Origin of the sequence: Halorubrum sodomense (assembly GCF_900111935.1) — an archaeon.
Taxonomy (GTDB): Archaea; Halobacteriota; Halobacteria; order Halobacteriales; family Haloferacaceae; genus Halorubrum; species Halorubrum sodomense.
Genome location: NZ_FOYN01000003.1, coordinates 49,508 through 72,710, shown reverse-complemented (window position 1 = coordinate 72,710; position 23,203 = coordinate 49,508). Strand labels below are relative to the sequence as shown.

At 70.4% G+C, this 23,203-nt stretch carries 25 protein-coding genes and 2 tRNA genes; 11 read left to right on the top strand and 16 right to left on the bottom strand.

The window, feature by feature from the left end; translation table 11 throughout:
* Positions 1 to 63 precede the first annotated feature (63 nt).
* Together BM286_RS09790 and guaB are read right to left on the bottom strand one after the other, a co-directional pair.
* Positions 64 to 651, bottom strand: coding sequence for a HalX domain-containing protein (locus BM286_RS09790; protein WP_092921557.1), 588 nt, complete (start codon positions 649 to 651; stop codon positions 64 to 66).
* A gap of 137 nt (positions 652 to 788) precedes the next feature.
* The gene (guaB, locus tag BM286_RS09785; protein WP_092921555.1) at positions 789 to 2,276 is read right to left on the bottom strand and encodes an IMP dehydrogenase; all 1,488 of its coding nucleotides are present in this window, start codon (positions 2,274 to 2,276) and stop codon (positions 789 to 791) included.
* A gap of 531 nt (positions 2,277 to 2,807) precedes the next feature.
* On the opposite strand from guaB, the gene BM286_RS09775 reads away from it, so the two are divergent.
* From BM286_RS09775 to BM286_RS15620, 3 genes are all read left to right on the top strand, one after another.
* Positions 2,808 to 3,827 (top strand): DUF5794 domain-containing protein, encoded by a 1,020-nt coding sequence (locus BM286_RS09775; RefSeq protein ID WP_092921551.1) that lies wholly within the window; start codon positions 2,808 to 2,810, stop codon positions 3,825 to 3,827.
* A gap of 113 nt (positions 3,828 to 3,940) precedes the next feature.
* Positions 3,941 to 4,165: a DUF5795 family protein gene (locus BM286_RS09770; RefSeq protein ID WP_092921549.1), complete on the top strand. Its 225-nt coding sequence runs from the start codon at positions 3,941 to 3,943 to the stop codon at positions 4,163 to 4,165.
* 138 nt (positions 4,166 to 4,303) lie between these two features.
* Positions 4,304 to 4,477 (top strand) — tRNA-Trp (locus BM286_RS15620).
* A 492-nt stretch (positions 4,478 to 4,969) separates the two neighbouring features.
* Here the strand turns inward: BM286_RS15620 and BM286_RS09765 are convergent.
* From BM286_RS09765 to BM286_RS09745, 5 genes are all read right to left on the bottom strand, one after another.
* Positions 4,970 to 5,170, bottom strand: coding sequence for a hypothetical protein (locus tag BM286_RS09765; protein WP_092921547.1), 201 nt, complete (start codon positions 5,168 to 5,170; stop codon positions 4,970 to 4,972).
* A gap of 180 nt (positions 5,171 to 5,350) precedes the next feature.
* Positions 5,351 to 5,563, bottom strand: a complete 213-nt coding sequence (locus BM286_RS09760; RefSeq protein WP_092923193.1) for a helix-turn-helix transcriptional regulator — start codon at positions 5,561 to 5,563, stop codon at positions 5,351 to 5,353.
* Between the two features lie 2 nt (positions 5,564 to 5,565).
* Positions 5,566 to 6,006, bottom strand: coding sequence for a hypothetical protein (locus BM286_RS09755; RefSeq protein WP_245779343.1), 441 nt, complete (start codon positions 6,004 to 6,006; stop codon positions 5,566 to 5,568).
* 215 nt (positions 6,007 to 6,221) lie between these two features.
* Complete coding sequence (locus tag BM286_RS09750; RefSeq protein ID WP_092921545.1) at positions 6,222 to 6,419, bottom strand: DUF5800 family protein; 198 nt, start codon at positions 6,417 to 6,419, stop codon at positions 6,222 to 6,224.
* Positions 6,420 to 6,504: 85 nt separating this feature from the next.
* On the bottom strand, positions 6,505 to 6,684 hold the full coding sequence (locus BM286_RS09745) for a DUF5786 family protein (RefSeq protein ID WP_008445673.1): 180 nt from the start codon (positions 6,682 to 6,684) through the stop codon (positions 6,505 to 6,507).
* Positions 6,685 to 6,794: 110 nt separating this feature from the next.
* On the opposite strand from BM286_RS09745, the gene BM286_RS09740 reads away from it, so the two are divergent.
* The gene (locus BM286_RS09740; protein WP_092921543.1) at positions 6,795 to 8,066 is read left to right on the top strand and encodes a polymer-forming cytoskeletal protein; all 1,272 of its coding nucleotides are present in this window, start codon (positions 6,795 to 6,797) and stop codon (positions 8,064 to 8,066) included.
* Between the two features lie 36 nt (positions 8,067 to 8,102).
* Here BM286_RS09740 and BM286_RS09735 read toward each other — a convergent pair whose 3' ends face one another.
* Positions 8,103 to 8,876 (bottom strand): ribonuclease H-like domain-containing protein, encoded by a 774-nt coding sequence (locus BM286_RS09735; RefSeq protein ID WP_092921541.1) that lies wholly within the window; start codon positions 8,874 to 8,876, stop codon positions 8,103 to 8,105.
* 97 nt (positions 8,877 to 8,973) lie between these two features.
* Here BM286_RS09735 and BM286_RS09730 point away from each other — a divergent pair, with 97 nt between their 5' ends.
* Complete coding sequence (locus BM286_RS09730; RefSeq protein ID WP_241988329.1) at positions 8,974 to 9,726, top strand: glycerophosphodiester phosphodiesterase; 753 nt, start codon at positions 8,974 to 8,976, stop codon at positions 9,724 to 9,726.
* Positions 9,727 to 9,752: 26 nt separating this feature from the next.
* Positions 9,753 to 10,514: an SOS response-associated peptidase gene (locus BM286_RS09725; RefSeq protein ID WP_092921537.1), complete on the top strand. Its 762-nt coding sequence runs from the start codon at positions 9,753 to 9,755 to the stop codon at positions 10,512 to 10,514.
* 33 nt (positions 10,515 to 10,547) lie between these two features.
* Here the strand turns inward: BM286_RS09725 and BM286_RS09720 are convergent, their stop codons facing one another.
* From BM286_RS09720 to BM286_RS09705, 4 genes are all read right to left on the bottom strand, one after another.
* Positions 10,548 to 12,011, bottom strand: a complete 1,464-nt coding sequence (locus BM286_RS09720; RefSeq protein ID WP_092921535.1) for a small ribosomal subunit Rsm22 family protein — start codon at positions 12,009 to 12,011, stop codon at positions 10,548 to 10,550.
* A gap of 26 nt (positions 12,012 to 12,037) precedes the next feature.
* Positions 12,038 to 12,811, bottom strand: coding sequence for a prephenate dehydrogenase (locus BM286_RS09715; protein ID WP_092921533.1), 774 nt, complete (start codon positions 12,809 to 12,811; stop codon positions 12,038 to 12,040).
* 86 nt (positions 12,812 to 12,897) lie between these two features.
* Entirely contained in the window at positions 12,898 to 14,262 is a 1,365-nt protein-coding gene (locus BM286_RS09710; RefSeq protein WP_245779342.1) for an MFS transporter, read from the bottom strand.
* A 91-nt stretch (positions 14,263 to 14,353) separates the two neighbouring features.
* Positions 14,354 to 15,040, bottom strand: coding sequence for a DsbA family protein (locus BM286_RS09705; protein ID WP_092921531.1), 687 nt, complete (start codon positions 15,038 to 15,040; stop codon positions 14,354 to 14,356).
* Between the two features lie 131 nt (positions 15,041 to 15,171).
* Here BM286_RS09705 and BM286_RS09700 point away from each other — a divergent pair, with 131 nt between their 5' ends.
* Complete coding sequence (locus BM286_RS09700) at positions 15,172 to 15,534, top strand: DUF5779 family protein (protein WP_092921529.1); 363 nt, start codon at positions 15,172 to 15,174, stop codon at positions 15,532 to 15,534.
* A 36-nt stretch (positions 15,535 to 15,570) separates the two neighbouring features.
* Here BM286_RS09700 and BM286_RS09695 read toward each other — a convergent pair whose 3' ends face one another.
* Entirely contained in the window at positions 15,571 to 17,187 is a 1,617-nt protein-coding gene (locus BM286_RS09695) for a long-chain-fatty-acid--CoA ligase (RefSeq protein ID WP_092921527.1), read from the bottom strand.
* Positions 17,188 to 17,286: 99 nt separating this feature from the next.
* Here BM286_RS09695 and BM286_RS09690 point away from each other — a divergent pair, with 99 nt between their 5' ends.
* From BM286_RS09690 to BM286_RS09675, 4 genes are all read left to right on the top strand, one after another.
* The gene (locus tag BM286_RS09690) at positions 17,287 to 17,526 is read left to right on the top strand and encodes a hypothetical protein (protein WP_092921525.1); all 240 of its coding nucleotides are present in this window, start codon (positions 17,287 to 17,289) and stop codon (positions 17,524 to 17,526) included.
* Between the two features lie 106 nt (positions 17,527 to 17,632).
* Positions 17,633 to 17,707, top strand: a tRNA-Met gene (locus BM286_RS09685).
* 121 nt (positions 17,708 to 17,828) lie between these two features.
* Entirely contained in the window at positions 17,829 to 18,440 is a 612-nt protein-coding gene (locus tag BM286_RS09680) for a translation initiation factor IF-2 subunit beta (protein ID WP_092921523.1), read from the top strand.
* Between the two features lie 72 nt (positions 18,441 to 18,512).
* Entirely contained in the window at positions 18,513 to 19,688 is a 1,176-nt protein-coding gene (locus BM286_RS09675; protein WP_092921521.1) for a M24 family metallopeptidase, read from the top strand.
* Positions 19,689 to 19,712: 24 nt separating this feature from the next.
* Here the strand turns inward: BM286_RS09675 and BM286_RS15615 are convergent, their stop codons facing one another.
* From BM286_RS15615 to BM286_RS09665, 3 genes are all read right to left on the bottom strand, one after another.
* On the bottom strand, positions 19,713 to 19,865 hold the full coding sequence (locus tag BM286_RS15615; RefSeq protein ID WP_167603381.1) for a hypothetical protein: 153 nt from the start codon (positions 19,863 to 19,865) through the stop codon (positions 19,713 to 19,715).
* Between the two features lie 87 nt (positions 19,866 to 19,952).
* Positions 19,953 to 22,334 carry an ATP-dependent DNA helicase gene (locus BM286_RS09670; protein WP_092921519.1) on the bottom strand — a complete coding sequence of 794 codons (2,382 nt, stop codon included), beginning with the start codon at positions 22,332 to 22,334 and terminating at the stop codon, positions 19,953 to 19,955.
* 127 nt (positions 22,335 to 22,461) lie between these two features.
* Entirely contained in the window at positions 22,462 to 23,118 is a 657-nt protein-coding gene (locus BM286_RS09665) for an HAD family hydrolase (protein ID WP_092921517.1), read from the bottom strand.
* Between the last annotated feature and the right edge of the window lie 85 nt (positions 23,119 to 23,203).

The following is a 23,203-nucleotide window of genomic DNA, read 5'->3' as shown; positions in this document are numbered from 1 at the left end:
GCTTCGGCTCGATCGGTCATAAAGAGTCGGCGGCACACCTCCCTCGAACCGTTCGGTCGCGGGCTACCCGTCGGTGTCGAACTCCTGAAAGAGCTTCTCGTAGTCCTCGTCGTCGGTCGCGACCGCGTCGCGAGACTCGTCGGCCTGCTCGCGGAGCGTCTCGATCCGGTCGGTGAGCCGCTGATACTCCTCGTTGTCGGCGAGGTCGCTCGCGCTCTTTTCCGACTCTAACATCGCTTTCTTCGAGGTCAGCGAGAACAGCTCCTGGACCTCGGAGTCGTACTCGCCGCGCCGCAGCAGTCCCTCCACCGTCTCTCGGAGGGTGTCGCTGGTGACGGGCTTGACGAGGTAGTCGTCGAACCCCATCTCCAGGATGTCGAAGTCGGGCTCGACGGCGGTGACCATCGCGACCCGACAGTCGATGCCCCGGTCGCGGACGGCGGTGAGGACCTCGTCGCCGGAGAGTCCGGGCATCCGGCGATCGAGGAGGATCGCGTCGACCTCGTCGTCGGTCTCGTCGAGCTGGTCGAGGGCCTCGCGACCGCCGTACGCGGTTCGAACGCGGTACTCGTCGCCGAGCCAGGCGGCATACAGATCGGCCAGGTCGGGTTCGTCCTCGACCACGAGGACCAGCGGCGGTTTCTCACTCATGGGTGACGGGAGCGAGGGGGTGTTCGCTCACACGTTTCATCTCGCCGCTGGCTATATTAAAATACCTCTTCGGCGCGCGGTCCGATCGGTGTGTCCGGACCCGCCTCCGGTCTGCTCCTCCGAGCGGTCGTCCGCGATCACTCGTCCGGGCTGTAGTTCGGCGCCTCGTCGGTGATCATCACGTCGTGCGGGTGGCTCTCGCTCTGTCCCGCGGCGGAGACGCGGACGAACTCCGCGCGCTCGTGGAGGTCGAGGACGGTCTCCGCGCCGACGTACCCCATCCCGGAACGCATCCCGCCCGTGAGCTGGTGGAGCTCCGAGGCGAGGCTCCCCTTGTACGGGGTCGCCGCCTCGACGCCCTCGGGGACGAACTCCTCGTCTTCCTCCTCCTCTTTGAGGTAGCGGTCGCCGCCGCCGGACTTCATCGCGCCGACCGAGCCCATCCCGCGGTACTGCTTGTACTTCTTCCCGTTCATCGTGATGACGCGCCCCGGCGCTTCGTCGGTTCCGGCGAAGTACGAGCCGAGCATCACCGCGTTCGCGCCCGCAGCGAGCGCCTTGATCGCGTCGCCGGAGTAGCGGATCCCGCCGTCGGCGATCACGGGGACGTCGTGTTCGGCGGCGACGTCCGCGACCTCCGCGACCGCGGTCATCTGCGGCATCCCCGCGCCGCTGACGACGCGCGTGGTACAGATCGACCCGGGACCGATTCCAACCTTGAGTCCGTCGGCGAAGCCGACCGCGGCCTCGGCGGCCTCGCGCGTCCCGACGTTTCCGACGACGACGTCGGCGTCGACGGTCCCCTTGATCGCCTCCGCCGAGTCTAAGACGTTGAGGTTGTGCGCGTGCGCGCAGTCGATGAAGATGACGTCGACATCCGCCTCGTCGGCCGCGACGGCGCGCTCCTCCTCGAACGGACCGACCGCGACGCCGGCCAGGAGCCGCCCGTCCTCGTCGCGGGCGGCCTCCTCGTGTTCGCGACGCTGGAGGATGCCCTGCATCGTGACGAGTCCGACCAGCCCCTCGGCGTCGTCGACGATCGGGACGCGCTCGATCTTGTGCTCGTACATCAGCTCCAGTGCCGCGCGCGCGTCGACGTCCTCCGGGGCCGTGATGACCTCGTCGGTCATCGCCTCGCGGACGGCGTCGTCCTCGCCGACCTCGAGGTAGGGTCGGATGTCCGTCCCGGAGATGATCCCGAGGACGGTGTCGTCGTCGGCGACCACGGGGGCGCCGGAGACGCCCTGCCGCTCCATCACGGCGTCGGCCTCGCGGACGGTGTCGTCCGGCGAGACGGTGACGACATCCTCGCGGCGGATGACGAGCTCGTGAGCGCGCTTGACGCGCTCGACCTCGGCGGCCGTCTCCTCGACGGTCATGTTGCGGTGGAGGACCCCGAGACCGCCCTCACGGGCCATCGCGATGGCGAGATCGCTCTCGGTAACGGTATCCATCGCCGCCGACAGCACGGGAACGGTGAGTTCGACGTTGTTCGACACCCGGGTGCTCAGGTCCGCGTCGTCGGGCTCGACTCGGCTCTCCTTCGGGCGGAGGAGCACGTCGTCGAACGTCAGCGCTTCCGGAACCTCGAGCTTCGTCGAGAATCGGCCAGAATCTGTCGCCATATAATCCGTCACGAACGGCCGATGAAAAGCGTTGCGAGACGACACGGACGTGGTGGTTGATCACACCCAGATCCGTGTTGTATACACGATTATGGCTACATTCGGCGTGAGAGCGCGATCATCGCGACGTCGTCGCGACACCGACCGAACGGGGTCCGCCACCCGGGGTACTCGGCCCGAGGTCGCCTCGAAAGCCGAAAAATGATCGGAAAATACGGGGAGCGGCCGACGTATCGTCGTCGAAGTCGGCCCTCTACCGTCGATCCTTCGTGTCGTGCGGACACGTCTCACACAACCTTTAACGCGACCGAAACACGTATACCTAGTATGGACTCCGACAGTCCCGTGAACGCGCGCATCGCCGGCCAGCCGAACGACGAACTCGGCGTCCGCTTTACAGCCGGCAATCCGCGCAAACGCTTTACATGGGCTCGTCGGACCTCCCGCGTGGACTCCGCGTGCTGGTCCCCCGACCGTCGCGAGTCGCACGGGTCCCACCGCCGCCCCGTCGGTCAGGGCTATCGTCCCTAAATGAGCACGTCACGCCACCCGGTCGCCCTGCGATTAGAACAGCAGGTCGGGAGCGCGACGAAGCTGCTCGCGACCGTCATGGCCCTGCCGCTCATCGACGGGATCTTCCCCGCCCTCGTTGTCGCCGGCGTCCTCGGATCGGCCACGGGCGTCGTCGAAACCGGGATCCTCATCTTCGGCGGCTCCGCAACCGCGGCGGTGATCCTCGCGGAGATGGACGGCTCCCGGCGGCAGATGGCGACCTCCGTGCTGCTCATCGGCGCGGTGATCGTTCCCGTCGCCGCCGTCGAGGCCGCCCTCGCGCCGACGCTTCAGGGGCTCCTGAACCTGCCCGTCTTCGAGCGGTTCGCCGGGCTGGTCATCCTGACCGTCGCCGCCAAGACCGCCAGTTCGGAGATCGGAGAGTACCTCCCGAGTCCGGGGGTTATCATCGGGCTCGGCCTCGTCGCGAGCTTCGATCCGTCGGGCTTCGCCGTGGAGACGTCGACCGAGTACGTGGTCAACGGCACCGCGGCCGCCGCCGTGGGCGTGGCGTTCGCGCTGTCGATCGCGCTGCTGTCCCCCCATCTCCGAGGCCGCGTCGACATCGACCGGTTCCGGTTCGGCTCGGCGGTCGCGCTGGGCGTGCTCGCGCTGCCGATCCTGCTCGGCCCGTTCGATCTGATGCAGACGGAGGCGCCGGTCGCGCTCGCGGTGCTCGCGGTGACGGCCCTGTTCGCGTACGACCCGGACTCCGGCGGCGTGGCGGGCGCCGCCGGCGACGCGGACGACGGCGACCGCGGACCCGCGAACGATTCCGGCGAGGAGAGCGACTCGGACGACGCCGATCCGACCGACTCCGACGGGGACCCGGGAGGGGAACCGCCGAGCGAACCCCCGCTCGACGCCCCGCCGAAGGGGCCGTCTCCCGTCGTCGACGACGACGTCGCGGTGCTCGCGAACGACGGCAGCGGACGCGAGACGGACGACGACGGGTCGGACCCGTTCACCGACGACGACTCCCGGGCCCCGTGGCTGTGAGTTGAGCGTGCTCGGGGCGGCCCGTTCCGGTCCGACTCCCGAGTCCGCTCGCCCGCCACCGCGTGTCCCGTGCGTGTCGCCGGGGTTTAGGCGCTCGACGCCGAACGCCCGGTATGTCAAACCGCGTCGTTCAGGGCCGGATGGTGACCCCGGAGAAGCTGGCGGAACTGGTCGAGGGAGAGTCGGTGCTGGAGGCCGAGTCGATCGCCGACGCCGACCGCGACTGTCCGGAGTGCGGCGGCGACGTCATCTCCGTCGGGTACATGCCGAGCGTGACCGAGTTCGTCACCGGGTTCAAATGTCAGGACTGCGACTGGAGCGCCGACGATCGGGAGTGAGTCGGATTTCGTCCGCCTCCGGCGAGCCCCGAGTCGAGGCGGATCCGTCGCGCCGAGGAGCGCGTCGCCGTCCCTCGATCGGCTTCGATCGAAACCCCTTTATCCGCGTTTCGGCAAGCGTGGAACGCGAGATCACGCGGGGCTGTGGCCAAGCCAGGCATGGCGACTGACTCCAGAGGCTACGCCCGGGACGACACTCCAGACTGATATACCGAGCGGCCGACTGATCATCGGTCGTGTTGACGACCCTCTGGAGTTCCGAGGCGCACCGGAGATATCAGTCGATCGGGGGTTCAAATCCCTCCGGCCCCATCCTAAATTTAAATATTCGTGAACCTGAGGTAAACGTAGAGCCGAAGATCTGCGAGTTCTGCGGCTGCTGTATCACCGAGTACGACCAGCGGTGCGCCGCGCCCGACGGGGAGGGGGGCCGGCTATGAGGCTCTACTCGAACTGCGGCTCGAAGCTCACGCGCACCTCGAAGCCCGGCAGCGCGATCCCGTACGACACCTGCCCGAACTGCTCGTCCGGAGGTGACGACGATGTCTGATCGCGTTGACGAGCTCCGGCACGTCGTGGAGCGCGCCCGGACGAACCGGCCGCTCCTCCGAGAGGAGGATTACCCCCAACCGGGGGAGGCGCACGCGACCACGGAGATGGTAGAGGGTGAGCCGAACGGGAGCGACAGCCGACGCGTCTGGTCGCAGAGGGTCGGATCCCGAGAACGGAAGCCGCTCGGAAGCCGTGCGAAAAGCGTCGCTCTCACCGATCGAACCGAACGCGAGCGCAACGCTTCCGCCGGCCTCACCGACGCGAGACGATTCGTCCGGCCACCACGCCGACGAGGGCGATCATGCCCGCCATCGCGAGGTACAGCGCCAGGCCAGCCGTCTCGCCGTTCGCGCCGTTCAGGCCCGCGAAGATCAGGAACACCACGGCGACGGCGGCGTGGAGCGCGAACACGCCCGACGGGACGTTCGCTCCGAGTTCGAATCCGATTTCCATGTCCCGACTTCGGAGGGCGTCAAAAAAAGTCGTCCGGTCGGAACGAGGACCGCGCCGCGGCCGTCACACTGAACCGACCGCGACTCGACGACCGGGGCGGTGACCGACGCCCGCTCCGGACGCGAGCGGCTCGCTGCGCTCGGCCCCGGTGTGAGCCGGATCGCGAGCGACCCGCGCGCGCTACGACTGCGGCTCGTCGGGCAGGTCGAACACGTCCTCGACGCGCGCGTCGAACTCGCGCGCGATACGCCAAGCCAGCTCCAAGGATGGGTTGTACTCGCCCTTCTCGACGTAGAGGATCGTCTGACGTGTCACGTCGACCCGGTCCGCGAGCTCGGCCTGCGTCAACCCCGCCTCCTCGCGGAGCCGCCGGACGCGCGTCTCGAACTCCACGGTCACCCCGCCACGCTCCGGCGTCGTACCCATGCTCGCGTGCCGTGCGCGACGGAGGAGACGCAGATCGCGACGGCGGCCCAGACGACGACGACCCGGGCCTGCGCGTAGACGCTCCCCGCGACGCCCCCGAGTCCGCCGGTCGCCTCCAGCGCGGCGCCGAGGAGGAACGCGACGAACGCGACGCCGAAGAGCAGGAACGCCGCCCGGCTCGCGGCGAGCCGGGTGAGTTCGCGGGTCCGTTCGTCAGATCGGGTGTGGCCGACGCGGTCGGCGAGCAGTCGGCTGAACGGGAAGAACGTCACGAACAACACCCCGCCGCCGGCGATTATCGGTGCCGACTCGCGGGCCAGCCCGAGGTTCAACACCAGTACCGTCACGAGCATGTGAACGGCGCGACCGGCCCGATGGAGGGTCTGCGGTCTCACGGAGTGGTCACCCATGTGTGTTATATCTATCTAACGTTGTATATTTCTTACGCCGGCCGGCCGACCCGTCCGCGGCTGACGGGCGGGATCGGTGCGGTCGACGACGAGCGGAGCGGGGAGCACGGCGCGACCGAAGGGTCAAAGAGGGGCTGGACGGCCGCGTCGCCGGAGCGGAGGGACGAGTCGAAGAGAGGCGGGGCGACTGCGCCGCCGGAGCGGGGAGGCGACCGTTACAGCACGTCGCCGATCCGGACCGGCTCGCCGTCCAGATCCGGGTCCTCCGCGACTATCGTCAGCACCTCGTGATCGGTGACGTCGCGGTACGACTTCCCGGTCGCCTCCTCGATCAGCGTCTTCTCCAGCTCGAACTCCGTGCCCTGATACACGACGTCGACGCCGCGGTCGGTGAACGTCAGATCGGTGCTCATGCGTCGGCGTACGCGGCGTATCTGTAAAAGGAGCGCGACACGGTCGGGCCCCGCCGGGGGCTATCGGGCGGGTGTCTCTCGCCGGTTACTCCTCGTCGTCGTCGCGCATCTCCGAGAGGCGCCCGACGAGGTCGTCGGTGTCGGCGTCGCCCTCGATGGAGACGTCGCCGTCGTGGTCGTTCTCGTGGACGTTCACCGCGTCGTCCTCGTCCGTGTCGACGTCCTGATCCTTCTGTTCGCTCTCGTCGTACGATCCGAATCCCATATCCGCGATACCGGCGGCGCACTGAAAAGCGCGGCGTCTCTCCCGCGCCCGCGTCCGACGCCCGTCCGACGCCCCGCACCGTTTATACGGGCGGGGCGACTGCTCCCGGTGTGTCGCTGCGAGGAGACGGCCCGATCGAGGAGCTCGCGATCCCCTCGGGGACGACCGTCGAGGAGCACGACATCGTCGTCGACGGCGACGTGCTCGTGGGCGGGCAGTCGACGGTCGAGCTCGGCGTCCGCGGCCGCAACGTCGCGATCGGCGAGCGCGTGCGCGTCGCCAACGACATCGAGGCCGAGGGGGACTGTCGGCTCGACACGTGGTGTTCAGTCGACGGGAACGTGCTGGTCGGGCAGGACGCCTACCTCGGGGAGCGGGTGACCGTCACCGGCCGCCTGATGGTCTCCGGCGACCTCGACATCGGCGACGACGTGACGATCGAGGAGGGGTTCGAGGCCAACGGCTGGATCGTGATCCGCAACCCGGTGCCGACGATCGTCTTCTACTTCATCGTCCTCTCGCAGCTCCTGCGCGTCGGGGAGACTGACGCCGCCGACGAGCTGGCGGAGGCGCTCGCCGACGGCGACGACGTGCGCGACCCCCTGCTGGTCCCGCGGAGCGCCGAGATCTCCGACGACGCCTGGCGCGTGTCGACGCCGGCGACGGTCGGAGACGACTGCCGGCTCCACGGCAACCTCCGGGCGGCGTCGATCCGCGTCGGCGAGCGCAACGAGGTGTTCGGGTCGCTTCGCGCCCGCGAGGACGTCACCGTCGGCGCCGACACGATCATCCACGGCGACGTGACGACCCGCGGCGGGACGGTGACCGTCGAGAGCGGCGCGCGGGTCCTCGGCGACATCTCCGCCGGCGACCTGGTGGTGTACGACGGCGCGGAGATCCAAGGTACCCTCCGGGCGCGCGGCGAGATGAAGTTGGTTCAGGAGTCGAAGCGAGAGACCGACGAGGCCGATACCGGGGAAGCGGTCGCAGACGACGACGGAAATCCCGTCGCGGAGAACGGATCGGCGGCCGACGAAGCGGTCGACGAGACCGACGCCGCTCCCGACGACGCCGAACCCGCGGCCGAGTCGACCCCTGACGCGGAGTCCGAATCCGAGCCGGACTCGGACGCGACGGAACCGGAGCCGGACGGAGAACGCACCCCCGACTCGTCGTCTGAGGGCGACGAGGCGTCGGAAGGCGACGACGAATCCGAGGACGGCGGCGAGTCCGAAGACGGCGATGAGTCCGAAGACGGCGATGAGTCCGAAGACGGCGATGAGTCCGAAGACGGAGGCGAGTCCGAAAGCGACGAAGAAGAACCGCCGGAGACCGACCCCGAGCCCGTGGCGTCGCGGCCGGCCGGCGACGACGAGGACTGAGCGCACCGGATCGAGCGCGCTTTGCGACGACGTCGCTCAGTTCGTCGCGCTCGCGTCTCCGGGTCCGACGAACACCTCGTCGTCGAGCCGCTCGCAGACCGCGTCCGCGAGCGTCCGCAGGTTCACGGTGTCCTCGCGGTTGTACGAGACGAGCGTCTCCAGCGCGTCCTCCTCGCCGCGCTCGTACTCGCGCCAGAGGCGGACCGCGTCGCGCCCGGAGATGTCCGGGCGGTCCCGCTCGATCCCCAACTGCTTCTCGATCGGTTTCAGCCCGCCCGAGAGCCCGATCCGCTTCGCGGGGTACATCAGGTCGAGGTGGGGCGTGTCGACCTCCAGGTCGAAGGAGGTCTCTAGGAAGGGCACGTCGAAGCGCGCGCCGTTGAACGTCGCGAGCAGGCTCGCGTCCGCGAACTGCTCGCGGAGCCGCCGCGCGGTGAGGTCCTCGCCCGCGACCAGCGTCGTCGTCTCGCCGCCCTGATGGAAGCTGACCGTCGTCACGCGGTCGCGCCGCTCGTCGAGGCCGGTCGTCTCGATGTCGAAAAAGCAGGTCTCCTCGCGGAAGTTCTCGTAGAGCCGCCAGCGCTCGCCGGAGGGGAACTCGCGGTCGAAGTAGGCGGCGTCGCCGTCGTCGAGCCGCGCGAGCGCCTCCGCGATGAACGACTCGATCCGGTCCGCCGTCGTCGCGCCAACGCCCGCGACGTCGACCGCGGGATCGAACTCGTCCCACGTCGTGACTCCTCCCTCCCAGAGGCGTCGTTCGGTCGTCTCGCCCACCCCCTCGACGGGGATGAAGCTGTTCTCGATACGCATGTCGGTCCCGGAGCGCCGCGCGACTAAAAAGCCGACGGGAGCGGCCGCGCGACCGGGACGACGAAGAGCTAACACGGTCCGAGTCGAAGAGCGGCACGTGACCGACGGCGCGAACGGACTGGGAACGGACGCGGACGCCGAGACCGACCCGACGGACCCGACCGACGTCACCCTGATCGGCCACCGCGGCTGCGCCGGCCGGCACCCGGAGAACACGGTCGCGGCCGTCGAGCGCGCGGCGCCGCACGTCGACGCCGTCGAGGTCGACGTGCGCCGGTGCGCGAGCGGCGAACTCGTCGTCGTCCACGACGCGAAGCTCGACCGACTGACCGACGCGTCCGGCCGGGTCGCGGACGCGGACTGGGAGGAGCTCCGCGATCTGACGGTTCTCGACTCGGCCGAGCCGATCCCGCGGCTCGAAGGAGTGTTCGACGCCGCGCCCGACGACCTCCTCGTCAACGTCGAACTCAAGCAGCCGGGCATCGCGAGCGACGCGCTCGACGCCGCTCGACGGGCGGCCACCGACGTGCTGTTCTCGTCGTTTCACGCCGAGGCGCTGGCGGCGCTGCGGGACCGCGATCCGACGACGGACCGCGCGCTGCTCGTCGCGGACGGACCGCCGGAGCGCGCGGTCGACGCGGCGACGGACCTCGGGTGCGTCGCGGTCCACCCCCCGATCGACCTCGCGACCGAGCCGGGGTTCGTCGAGACGGCGCACGGGGCCGGCCTCGCGGTGAACGCGTGGACCGCCGCCGACCGCGAGGACGCGGAGCGGCTGCTCGCGGCCGGGGTCGACGGGATCATCGCCGACCGCTGGGACCTGTCGGACGGCCTCCCGTCGCGGAGTTAAGTGCCTCCCGAACGAACGCGAGAGACATGTGCGGCCGCTACACGCTCTTCACCCCGACCGACGACCTCGAGGCCCGGTTCGACGCCGACTTCGGCGACCGCGAACCGAGCTACAACTGCGCCCCGGGGCAGTCGCTGCCGGTGATCACCGACGAGACCCCGTCGGAGGCGACCCGGATGGAGTGGGGACTGACGCCCTCGTGGGCCGGCGAGTCGTTCGACCTCATCAACGCCCGCGCGGAGACAGTCCGCGAGAAGCGGAGCTTCGCCGACGCCTTCGAGCGCCGGCGCTGTCTCGTCCCCGCCGACGGCTTCTACGAGTGGGTCGGCGGGAGTGGCTCCGACGGGGACAGCAACGCCTCCGGCAAGACCCCCTACCGGGTCGCCTTCGAGGACGACCGTCCGTTCGCGATGGCCGGGATCTACGAGCGCTGGGAGCCGCCGACACCGGAGACGACCCAGACCGGCCTCGGCGCGTTCGGCGGCGGGAGCGGGGACGGAGGCGACGGAGACGACGGAGCCGACGACGACTCGGACGTGGTCGAGACGTTCTCGATCGTGACCACCGAGCCGAACGACATCGTCGCGGACCTTCACCACCGGATGGCGGTGATCTTAGATCCCGACGCCGGCGAGGAGGAGACGTGGCTCCGGGGCGATCCGGACGAGGCGGCCACGCTGCTCGACCCCTACCCGAGCGACGAGATGACCGCGCACCCGGTGTCGACGCGGGTGAACTCGCCGAGCGTCGACGCGCCGGACCTGATCGAGCCGGTGGCCGGCGACTGAGTCGGGGTGACCGCCGGAGGAGGTTCCGGCCGGTCAGGGCGCGACCAGGTCGACGACCGTCTCGTCGTCGACGACGACGTTGTACGCCCCCTCGTCCTCGTTCCAGAGGACGAGCCCGTTCTCGACGAAGACGACCGACCCGTAGCCGGCCTCGCGGAGGTCGCGGTTCAGCGCCGTCTCCCGGGTACAGACGAAGTAGTGGTCCGTCGCCTGCGAGCCGTCGCCGACGCGGTAGAGGGCGTTGTCCCCCTCGCTTAAGTCGTGGCTCAGCTTCACCGCGAGCAGGTTCACCCGGTCGGTGACGTGACGCTCCGACTCGGCCATGCGCGCGCACCGCTCGGCGCTCGCCTCGACGTCGACGCGCCGCTTCCCGTCGCGGCGGAGGATCGAGTAGGCGAACTGGACGTCGACGTTGACGAACTCGCCCGGCTCGTCCGTCTCGCCGCGCGCGGCCGCCTCGTCGAGCCGGCGCTGGAACGGCGGGACCTCCAGATCGGGCGCGACGTCGAACGACCAGCCCGGATCGGTCGGGATCGCGTCGGGCCACAGCCGAAGCGCCGGCGAGTAGATCTCGGCGTCGTTACCGGGGTAGCCGCCGTCGTCGCCGGCGACGAGCGCGCGTTCGATCCGGCGGAGCCCGGTCGCAGTGTTCCGGTCGGCCGGCGCGAACGCGACGAGGCTCCCGTCGGGGGCGAGCGCGTCGAGGGCGGCCTCCGCGACCGCGACCGGGTCGGCGAGCTCCGAGAGGACGTTGCCGAAGATGACGAGGTCGAAGGGGTCGTCCGTCGCTGAGGAGGGTTCCTCGCCCTCGTCGATCCCGAGGAACGCCTCCGCGGTCGTCTCGTGGACCGTCGTCCGGAAGTTGCGGCCGGTCTCTTCCAGCATCCGGTCGAGGACCTCGGTGGCCGCGCTCGGCTCGACGGCGTGGTACTCGACGACGGCGTCGTCCGGGAGGTAGTCGTGGAGGCCGAGCGCGGGCCCCCCGACGCCCGCGCCCACGTCGAGGACGCGGAGCGTCCGGTCGAGCAGGCCGTTCTCGGTCAGGTCGTCGAGGACGTACCCGACCGTCGCGTAGTAGGCGGGGAGGTGGTAGATCGCGTAGCCGAGCGCCGCGACGCGGTCGTACTCGACCTCGTTCTCGTAGAGGTAGTCGGTCTTCATCCGGCGGACGCGCTCGCGGAGTTCGTCGCCGGAGTCGTCGCGGTGCCAGTTCGCGCCGTACTCGCGGACCAGCAGGTCCTCTAAGGCGAACGAGTACGCCTCCGGCAGGGCCTCGGGCGCCCAGCCCGACGGGTCGACGGGCGCCTCCTCGACGGGGACGAAGGCGCCGTCCTCGCGCTCGCGGAGCCGGAGGTCGAACGCCTCCTCGCGGAGCGTCTCGCGGACGACCGCCGGGTGCGGGGTCCCCTCGACGTACTCGGCGATCTCCTCGGGGTCGATCGGTCTGACGTTGCGCAGGTAGTTCGCGTTGTTCCGGACCGCGGTTCTGTCGATCATTGGTGTCTCGTCCGCTTCGCGTCGGCTCACTCCAGCCGGTCTCGCCCCTCGCGGTCGCCGCGGGCGCGCTCGTACAGGGCGGCGAACGCCTCGTCGTCCGCCGCGGCGATGTCGGCCGCCGCGTCGGCCACGTCCTCGGCGCCGTCGAAGGCGCGTTGAATCTCCGCGTACACCCCGGGCGACCCCTCGGTGACCGTGTCCGCGACGTCGTCGAGCGCGGCCGATACCGGGGTGTGGAACTCCTCGCGGACCGGCTCCGCGGCGAGCCGCCACGCGAGCACCGCGGCGTGCGCGCCCGCCTGGACCGTCTCCATCGCTTCGTCGTGCTCGGCGGCGGTCGTCTCGAACACGTCGTTGCCGCCGGCCTCGATGGCCGCCGAGAGGGACTCCACCGCCGGGCCGCCCTCGTCGACGACGGCCGCGACGTTTCCGGGGACCCGAGGGGGTGCGAACAGCGGGTGGTAGCTCCCCCGTTCGAGGTCCGAGGCGTGCTTGCGCATCGCGGCGAGCGCGTCGGTCATCTCGCCGGAGACGTCGACGATCGCCTCCTCCGCGCGCGGCGCGTACGCCTCGACCGCCGCGGGCACCGCCGACATCGGCACCGCGAGGCAGACCGCGTCGTGGACTGAGTCCCCGTCCGCGTCGACCGTTCGGGCGTCGCGCCCCGCCGCGGCGTCGGCCGCGACGGTCGGGTCGCGGTCGGCGAACGCGACGCTCGCGTCGACCGGCGCGGCGTCGGCCGAGACGGTGTCGGCAACCCAGCGCCCGATCTCACCGGCGCCGACGACGAGGAGGTCCATCGGTTACGGGAACGCAGGTGACGCGCCGATTAAAAGGACTCGGCTCGGGGCGGGGGGAAGGCGCGCTACCGTCGCCCGCCGATCGCTCATCCCCTCGCGCCGAGCCGGCCGAGCACCCCCGTGCCGGGCGAGATGGACCGGACCGCCGGCAGGAGCGCGATCGCGATGGCCAGCTCCAGCCCGCCGACCGCGAGGAACGCCGGCGTGTAGCCGAACGCGTCCGTGGCGCTCCCGCCGATGAGGAAGCCGGTCAGGAAGCCGAGCGAGCCGAACACGTTGAAGAGGCCCATCGCCGCGCCGCGGACCTCCGGCTCGACGAGGTCGGTGACGAGCGCCATCGTCGCCGGCGCCATCAGCGCGCCGCAGACCCCCACCAACACCATCAGCCCGGCCGCGACCGGGTACGCCGGCGCGACGCCGACGCCGATGGTGACGACGCCGTAGGCGAGGGAGCCCGCGACCACGGGGAGGAAGCGGCCGATCCGGTCCGAGAGCGCGCCGAACGGCGACTGGAGCAGCGCGAACGGGACGAAAAAGAGGGCGAGGGTCGCGCCCGCGCCGGCCGCCGACAGCCCGAACGTCGCCGGGTCCTGGAAGTAGTAGACGCCGACCAGCGCGAAGAAGCCCGCCGTCAGCCGGTCGACGAAGCCGAACGCGAGCGGGACGAGGAGCCCCGGCGTCGTCCGGGCGCGGGCGAGCACGTCGCGGAAGCCGACGCCGTCGGTCGCCTCGGGATTGGCTCCCGATTCCGTCGAGGGCGTCGCCGCCCGGTCGTCGACGGTCGCCGCGAGCAGCCCCGCGGCGGCCAGCACGACCGCGCCGGCGTACACCGGGTACAGCGCGCCGAGGGCCGCGAGGGATCCGCCGACGACCGAGCCGACCGCGGCGCCGAGCCCGATCGCGAGCCCCGCGGCCCCCATGTTGCGGCCGTTACCACCGCGCAGGTCCATCAGCAGCGTGATCGAGAGCGAGAACGCGCCGATGGTGAGCGCGCCGCCGACGACCCTGACCAGGAGCGCGGCTTCGAAACCGAGGCCGAACCCCGGCAGCGACGCGAGCGCGACGTACGAGCCCGCGCCGCCGAGCGCGCCGGCGACGATCAGGGGGATCCGGCGCCCGAGCGCGTCCGAGAGCGCGCCCCAGACGACCGCGAACGTCACGAACGCGCCGAACTCGGCGACGAGGAACCACATGCCGGCGTCGATGCCGGCGGGCGCGCCGAGCGCGACGACGAGGTCGGGCACACCGGGGTAGAGGAGGACCTGCGAGATCAGCACCGAGAGCACGACCGCGCCGAGCCGGCGGCGCGCGGCGGCGTCGGGGTCGGGGTCTCCACCCGCGTCGGCGTCCGCAGTCGCGTCGGGCGCCTCGACGTCGACCGGATCGGCGACGGCCACCGGGCGGTCGCCGCCGGAGGCGTCGGTTTCGGTGGAGCGGTCGGCGTCGCTCATCTACTTATAAAACGCGCCGAACGGGCAAAAGATCGACGCTCCGGGACGATCCACCCGGGCCCGCGCCGGTCGCGACCACGTTCGCCGCGTCTCAGAGCTCGGATTCGATCGCCGCCGCGATCGTCTCGGCGCCGTAGCCGCCCTCGACGGGGCTCCCGTTCACGAAGATGGTCGGCGTCCCCTGAACGCCCATCGACAGGCCCTCGGACTTGTCGTCCGCCGACGCCTCCCCGTACGCCGCGTACCGCGCGTCCGACATCGCCGCACAGGGGTCCGCGCCTGCGGCCTCCGCGGCGGCACCGATCGCCTCGCCGCTGTAGCTCCCCTGCGACTCGTAGGCGGCCGTGGCGAACTCGAAGAACGCCTCGTCGCCGTTGCGGGCGCCGACGCCGCGGGCCGCGCTGGCGACCGGGACCGCCCAGCGCTCGTTGACCGGGAGCGGGAAGTCCCAGTGTTCGTACCGGATCGCGCCGGGGTCGATGTACTCCGCGCGGATCGTCGGGAAGTGATTGAGCTTGTAGCTCGCGCAGTGCCCGCAGGTGAAGTCCTCGAACGCCCGAACGACCACGTCCGACTCGGGGTCACCGAGGGTCGGCCGGTAGTCGAGCTCCGGGTCCGACGGCTCCGTCAGGTCGCAGTCGTACTCGCCGGTGTCGAGCTCGACGCCGCTCAGGTCCAGGTTGGTTCCGCTTCCGCCTCCCCCGCCGAGACAGCCGGCGACGCCGACGACGCCGACCGTCGCTCCGGCCGCGAGCAGGGACCGCCGCGTGCGTTCCATGTCCGGCGATCGGTCGGGAACGCACTTAACCGCACCGTGAACCGACGACCGGATCGACGGAGGCGCCGACCGGCGCGCCGGCGACGGCGTCGCTCCCGAACCCTTTTGCCGCCGCCCGTCGACCCCCTCGTATGAGCGACTGGGACCTCGACCTGCGGGACGCCGAGGCGAAGATGGACGAGGCGTTCGCGTCGGCCGGCGACGTCGTTCTCGGCGTCTTGGACGGCACGACCGACCCGGAGGAGTGGGTCCGCAGCGTCGACTACGGGAACACGCTGGTGCTGTCGATCGAGGGCGACCTCAACGAGCTCGCCGCCCCCTTCGCGCGCGACGTGAAGGACATGGACGGCGAGCTGATACACTTCCGCGGCTTCCTCGTGGTGACGCCGCCGGGGGTCAGCATCGACACGGACCGCCTGAGCGACGCCGGCAGCGAAGGGAACGAGGGCGTCGAGGCGGACGACGCAGCCGAAACCGACGACGGCGAGGCCTGACCGGTTCCGAACGCGCCGCGACGGCGCGAAGCGCCGCTACCCCTCGCCGACCATCCGCTCCTCCTCGTCCCACTCGCGCTCGCGCAGCTCGTACTTCTGGATCTTCCCGGTGGCGGTCGTCGGGAGCTCCGCGACGAACTCCACCTCGCCGGGCGTCTTGTAGTCCGCGACGCGGTCGCGGACGAACGTCTTCAGCTCCTCGGGCGTCGCGCCCGCGTCGTCCGGGTCGCCGCTCTCGGGGACGACGAACGCCTTCGGCGTCTCGCCCCAGCGCTCGTCAGGGGCGGGGATGACCGCGGCGTCGGAGACGGCGTCGTGTTCGAAGAGGGTGTCCTCCAGTTCGATCGAGGAGATGTTCTCCCCGCCGGAGATGATGATGTCCTTCTTGCGGTCCTGGATCGAGACGAACCCGTCCTCGTCGACGACGGCCAGGTCGCCCATGTGGTAGTACCCCGCTAACCGCTCCGAGAACGCCTGTTCGGTGGCCTCCGGCTTGTTCCAGTAGCGGTCCATCACCTGGTTGCCGCGGACGACGATCTCGCCGATCGTCTCGCCGTCGGCGGCCACGTCCTCGCCGGTCTCGTCGACGACGCGCACGTCCGTGCCGAGGTAGCCGATCCCCTGCGTCTTCTTCACCGCGAAGCGGTCGTCCGCGCCCGCCTCGTAGTGGCGCTTCGCGTCGGAGGTGGTGATCAGCGGCCCCGTCTCGGTCGCGCCGTACACGTGTTTGAGGTCCCAGCCGAACTCTTCTTCGACGGTGCGGATCGTCGCCTCCGGCGGCGCCGCACCCGCGGTGGCGACCCGCACGTCGTTGTCGCCGGTCGTTTCGCCCCCGTGTTCGGCGTGGTGATCGCCGAGCATGTTGAGGACGGTCGGCGCCGCACAGAAGTACGACACGTCCTCGCCGCGGATCCTGTCGAACGTCTCCGCGACGTCGACCCCGCGGGTACAGACGTGCCGGGCCCCCGCCCCCGTGATCGCGTAGATGTGTCCCCACCCGTTGACGTGGAACATCGGCAGCGTCCAGAGGTACACGTCGTCGTCGGTGATCTCCTGGTGGATCGAGATCAGGTACGCGTGGAGCGTCTCGGCGCGGTGGGTCCGGCAGACGCCCTTCGGGTCGCCCGTCGTCCCGGAGGTGTAGTTGATCGTGATAACCTCGTCCTCGTCCATCTCCGGGCGCTCGTAGGCGTCTGGGTCCGCGTCGTCGAGCGCGGCGTCGAACGACTCCCAGTCGCCCGCGACCGCGTCCGCGTCGTTCGTGAGGAACGTCTCGGTCGGCACCTCGTCGCGGATCGCCTCGACGTTCGGGGCGTACTCGGCGTCGGCGTAGATGGCGTCGACGCCCGCGTCCGAGAGCATGTACGAGAAGTCGTCCGGCGTGAGCCGGTAGTTCAGCGGCGTGTGAACCGCACCGAGCTGCATCGCGCCGTAGGCGGCCTCCAGGTGGTAATGCGTGTTCGGGTCCAGCACCGCGACCCGGTCGCCCTTCTCGATCCCGCGCTCCTGAAGCGCGGCCGAGAAGCGGTCCGCGCGCTCACCGAGCTCCGCGTACGTGTATCGCGTCCCGTCGACGGCGAGGACGGCCTCCTCGTCGGCGTAGTGACGCCGCGCCCGGTCCAGAAAGTCCGTCGTCAACAGCGGCTTGTACATCGTCTATCACTATCGATGATGGGTAAAATCGTTTGCGGCCGACGCAAGGGAGGGGCTGTCGCGGGACCCTTTTGCCGGTCGCCCGCGGAGGAGGTAGAAATGAGCGACGAGTCCGGCGGGTCGGCGTTCGACGAGGGGTACGTGATTCCGATCGCGGGGCTGGTGGCGTTCGCCTTCGCGCTGATGGCGGGGTTGACCGCACAGCGGGCGCTCTCGGGCGATCCCGCCGACGTCGCCGTGACCGTCGGCTTCGGTGCCATCGCCGTCCTCGCGCTTCGGATCCGGCTCAAGGCTGTCGCGGCGCGGTCGGGAGGCGACGAGGGCGCCAGCGGGGAGTGATTCGAACGTCGGCACGGGAGACCGCGACCGCCGCCGACGCGTGGACGAATCGCATACCGGCGGCGGGATCAGAACCCTTAACAGTCGCACGCGATTGTGCTACGATAGCGGGATGGGATAGCCAGGAGATTCCGCCGGGCTCATAACCCGGAGATCGGTAGTTCAAATCTACCTCCCGCTATTTTCTTTCGAAGGCGACCAACATCCGGCCGACTGCTACCTTCCTAACACGGTCTCCGCCTTCCAGAGCCGCCGCCACCGAACCCGGAAGCGATTTCCGTCGCGCTGTCGTTCCCTCGCGTATGGATTACGAATCGAGCCTCGACCGCGCGATGGATGAGGTACCGGATCTGGGCGGCTCCGACGAGCGACTGTCGGTGCCCGACCCAGAGTGGCAGAAAGACGGGGCGTTCACCCGTCTGACGAACCTCTCCGCGATCGCCGACGCGCTGAGCCGCGATCCCGAACACGTCCACTCGAAGATCCAACAGGAGCTCGGTACCGCGGGCCAGTACGAGGACGGCCGCGCGCGCTACAGCGGGAACTTCCGCGAGCGCGACTTCCAGGCCGCGATCGACTCGTACATCGAGTCGTTCGTCACCTGCTCGGAGTGCGGCCTCCCCGACACCCGGCTGGAGACCGAGAACCGGACGCCGATGCTCCGCTGTGAGGCGTGCGGGGCGTTCCGCCCGGTGGCGAAGCAGAACACCTCGAACACCCAGCGGCAGGAGGAGGCCGTCGAGTCGGGCACCACGTACGAGCTCGAAATCGTCGGCACCGGCCGCAAGGGCGACGGCGTCGCCGAGCGCGGCGAGTACACCATCTTCGTTCCCGGCGCACAGGAGGGGGAGACCGTGACCGCCTACATCAAGAACGTCTCCGGCAACCTCGCGTTCGCCCGCCGCGAGGACTGAGTCGAGACGGGCGAAACGCCTCCGGCGTTCCGCTACCCGACCGTTTATCCCCGCGTTCGCGTATCCTGAGCCATGGCCACGCGACTCCCCGAGTCGGCCTTCGCGGACCGGCTCGCAGCGGTCCAGGACCGACTCGCAGACAGGGACGCCGACGCCGCGACGTGGGTCGGAGCGACGGCGATAGAGTACCTCACCGGCTTCCACCACATCCAGACGGAGCGCCCGGTCGTACTCGCGGTCACCGCCGACCGCGTCGAGATAACCGTCCCGCGGTTGGAGGTCGAACGCGTCTCTCCGAACCCGCGGATCGACGCCGTCCGCGACTACTTCGATTACCCCGGCGGCGAGCCGGTCTCGGTCGCCGTCGAGATGCTGAACGGCCTCGGCGCCGACGCGATCGCCGCCGACGCCGACGGGCCGCCGGGCGTGATGGGGTACGAAGGGCCCGCGTTCTCCGAGTTCCTCGACGTCGAGACGCAGTCGTGGGTCGACCGGATGCGCTGGGCGAAGTCCGACGCGGAGGTGGACCTGATCCGCGAGTCGGCCAAGTGGGCCAACCTCGGGCACCGCTACCTCGCCGATTTCTCCGAGCCGGGCGCGCACCCGGCGACCGTCTCGCAGCGCGCGTCGACCGAGGCCTCCCGCGCCATGCTCGACGCGCTCGGTGACGCCTACAGCGTCCGCGTCCGCGGCGACGGGCCGGTCCACGCGGGCTACATCTCCGGCGAGGAGACCGCGCTCCCCCACGGACACACCCCGAACGAGCGGCTCTCTGAGGGCGACGTGCTGGTCACCGGTGCGAGCGCGAACGTCGACGGCTACCGCTCGGAGTTAGAGCGGACGATGTTCGTCGGCGACTACTCCGACGAGCAGGCGCACTACTTCGAGCTCATGCTGGAGGCGCAGACGCTCGCCATTGACGCCCTCGGCCCGGGCGTTCCGGTCGACGAGGTCGACGCGGTCGTCTGGGAGTACTTCGAGGAGCAGGGGGTGACCGACCTCGCGCAACACCACGTCGGCCACAACATCGGTCTCGGCGCCCACGAGCCGCCGTACATCGACCGCGGCTGGGGCGAGCGCTACGACGGCGACGACGCCGTGATGGCGCCTGGCCACGTGTACACCATCGAGCCCGGGATCTACACCGACGAGTACGGCTACCGCCACTCCGACACGGTGGCGATCACCGAGTCGGGGACGGAGCGGCTCACCAACTTCCCGCGCGACATCGAGTCGAACGTCGTCTGAGCGGGTCGCACGGAACCGCCCGCTTCACGCGATCCGGTCGACGGCGACGCGGTGCCCGGTCTCGTCGACGTGGGTGCGCCGGACCGCGTCCGCGTCGGCCTCGGCGTCGTACAGGCGTTCAAGCGGGCACTCACGGCAGACGAGGTGGTACCGTTCGGTCCGGTGGACGGGGGACATACCACAGATACCCCCCCGTGACGACATAGTTACGAGCGGCCTACCGGCGGATAACGAGACGTTATCGCTCGGGACGGCGCGCCCGCGTCACTCGCTCGCCGCCGGCGTCGTCGACTCGAACCGGTCGAGCGCGACCTCCAGCATGTCCGGGCTCACGGGCTGGTACTCCTCGCGCTCGTGTTCGGGCAGGTACTCTCGAACGCCGTTCCACGAGTCGCGCGCGTAACGGGCGTCGAGCAGCACGCGGACGCCGCGCTCGTCCGGACCGCGGATGACGCGACCGACGGCCTGGCGGGCCTTCCGCACGGCGGGGACGGTGAGCGCCGTCTCGAAGCCCGACTCGAACCGGCGGTCGTAGGCGGTGATCACCGCCCGCGTCTGGGGCCGCGCCGTGTTGATGATCGGGACGCCGCAGACGACGGCCGCCGAGAGCCGGTCGCCCCGGTAGTCGACGCCCTCCGTGAGGGTTCCGCGGAGACTCGTCACCAGCACCTTCCCGTCGCCGGCGAAGAAGTCGTCCTTCAGCGACTCCGTCTCGCGGTCGCCCGATGACTCGTCCAAGAGGACCGGCTTCTGGAGGCGCTCCGAGAGCGCCTCAGCCATCCACGTCGCCTCCGCGTAGCTCGGGGTCCCCACGAGGACGTTCCCCTCGCGGCGCGCGACCGCCGCCGTCGCGTCGAGGTGCGCGAGCCGCGTCGGGTTCTCCTCGCCCGGCGCGCCGCGGTTCTGGTGGGTGAACTTCGGCGCGTCGACCGCGAGGCTCGCGCGGTTCTCGGCGGGGAACGAGAGGCCGTAGGTCCGCTCGACGACCGGGCGCCCGCGCTCGGCGAGGTGGTCGAGCCCGGTCACCTCCCGGAACAGGTCCATCGGCTCCAGCGTCGCGCTCATGAGGACGCCGCCGCCGAACTCCGCGAGGCGATCGCCGATCGGCTCGCTCGGGAGGCAGTTGTGGAGCGCGAGCCGCGCGTTGTACGCCCGCCGCCACGAGTCCGGCGGCTCGGTCTCGTCGAAGGTGCGTTCGAGCTCGATCGCCCGGAAGAAGTCGGTGTGCCCCTCGCGGTACCAGGCGTTGAGGGTGCGGCCGACGCCGGGCGCCGCGCGCTGTTTGTCCTCGTCCTCCAGCGAGTCGAGGACGCGCTTGACGACCGCGCCGACCTGCTCGGCGCGCGCCCAGACTCGCTCGCCGTACCCCTCCGCGTCCGCCCACGCGGTGATCTCGTCTTCGCCGGGCTCCTCGGGGTCGCGGAGCGGGATCTCCGTATCGTCGAGCTCACGGATCGACGCCCGCCAGTCGGGGCGCTCGCGGTCGAGGTGCGCGGTCACGCGGCGGTCGAGCTCGCCGCGCAGGTCGGCGTAGAACTCCCGCACCGCCTCGATCTCCTCGATCGTCACGTCCGCGTCCTCGAGTTCGCCGCGGACGAGGGCGGCGTCGTCGGACTCCGCGCCCGCGCTCTCGAACGAGAGCGGCTGGACGACGCGGGTGAGCTCGTTCTCGGCGTCGCGGAGGCTCGCGTCCGCGACCGCGTCGCTCACGAGGTCGCGCACGCGCGGTTCGAGCATGTGCGCCTCGTCGCAGACGACGAACGTCGAGTCGTCTAAGAGCGCGCCGGTGAACGTCCCCGTCGTCACGGGGTCGAACGCGTGGTAGTAGTTGCCGATGACGACCTCGACCTCCGGCACGAGCGCGCCCATGATCGAGTGGGGACAGGAGCCGTGGCCGGCGGCGAGCCGGACGAGCTCGTCGGCGTCGACGTGGCCGAGTTCGGTGACGTCGAACGGGACCGCCTCCGCGGGGTCGCCGTCGTCCGGGAGGTCGTCGAGGAAGCCGGCGTAAAAGGGGCAGAACTCCACGTCGTCGTACTCCTCGGTGTCGGGGCGGTACGGGGTCGGCTCGCCGTCGACGGAGAGGTAGTCGGCGGCGCCGGACCCGTCAGCGCCGTTCTCCGACCCGGCGCCCGTGGCGGCGCCCGAGTCCATCAGGCCGACCTGCTGGCTCCGCGCCTCGCTCACGAGGTTCGAGGTCGTCGTCGCTCCGCCGTCCCCGACGAGGTTCCGGGTTCGCTCGCGGAGCCCCTCGCAGCGTTCGTACACGTTCTCGCGGTCGATCCCGCCCCGGTTCTCCCGGGCGTACGGACAGACATCCGCCTTGCCGACGAGGGTGAGCCCGGAGACGGGGTCGTAGTCGCCCGGGAGGTCGTCGTTTATCGTCCGCAGGTCCGTCTCGAACTGGCGCAGCTGCTGTTTGACGCTGGTGAGGACGAAGACGCGCTCGAAGTCGGACTCCGGATCGCGGACGCGGTCGAGCCCGGCGGTGAGCGCGAGCATCGTCTTTCCCGTCCCGCAGGCGCCCTCGAGCGCGAGGAAGCCGCCGTCCGCGGCGGCGTCGACGGCGGCGTCGATACCGTCGGCCTGCTCCGGGTAGGGTTCGGGATGGCCGAAGAGGTCGGCCCACGGGGGCGAGTCGGTCACGAGGGCGAGTTACGCCCCATCCGATTTAAACGCTTCATCGGGCGACCGCGGACCGAGCAGGCGCACCCCGGCGGGCGTCGCAGACGCGTCGCTGGTGAAACGCGAGCGACGGGGGAGCGCGGCGGCCTCACTCCACGATGTCGTGGAGGTCGGAGAGCCGCTCTATCTCCCAGGTGGGCCAGACGTTCAGCTCCCAGTCGCGGCGGTGGGGGCGGCGAATGAACGCCGAGTCGATCCCGGCGTTCTCGGCCGCGCGGACGTCGGACTCGTTGTCCCCGACGAATAAGGCGTTCCCCGCGCCGAGGTCGCCGAGCGCCTGCTCGATGTAGTGCGGGTTCGGCTTGCGAAGCTGGAGCGAGTGAATCGTCGGTTCGCGGCCGTACGCGGCGCCCATGCGGTCGAAGCCGTCGAAGTGGTCGACGAGGAAGTCGACGGTCGCCTGCTGGTTCGACGAGACGATCCCCATCTGGACATCGAGGTCCTGGAGCTCGTCGAGGTCGTCGTACGGGGTCTTGCGTCCCTCGCGGGCCTCCTGCTGTTGGGCCCGCGACACCACGTCGTCGCGCGTGCGCCAAAACGACCCCGGGTCGAGGTCGTACGTCTGACAGACCGTGCCGACGCTACCGGGGGTCGCACCGATGGTCATCTGCTCTACGTCGTCCGGATCGGGCTCCTCGACGCCGCACTCCTCGAACGCGTTCCGGGTCGCGTCCCGGAGCACGTCGAAGCGCGTGCGGCCCACGAGGACACCGTCGTTGTCGAACACGACGGTATCGTACGTCATAGCCCTCGTTCGCGGCGAGCAGGGATAAGGGTTTCAGTGACGGTCTCAGCGACGAGAATCGACGCGAGGCGGTCCGCTCCCGTCG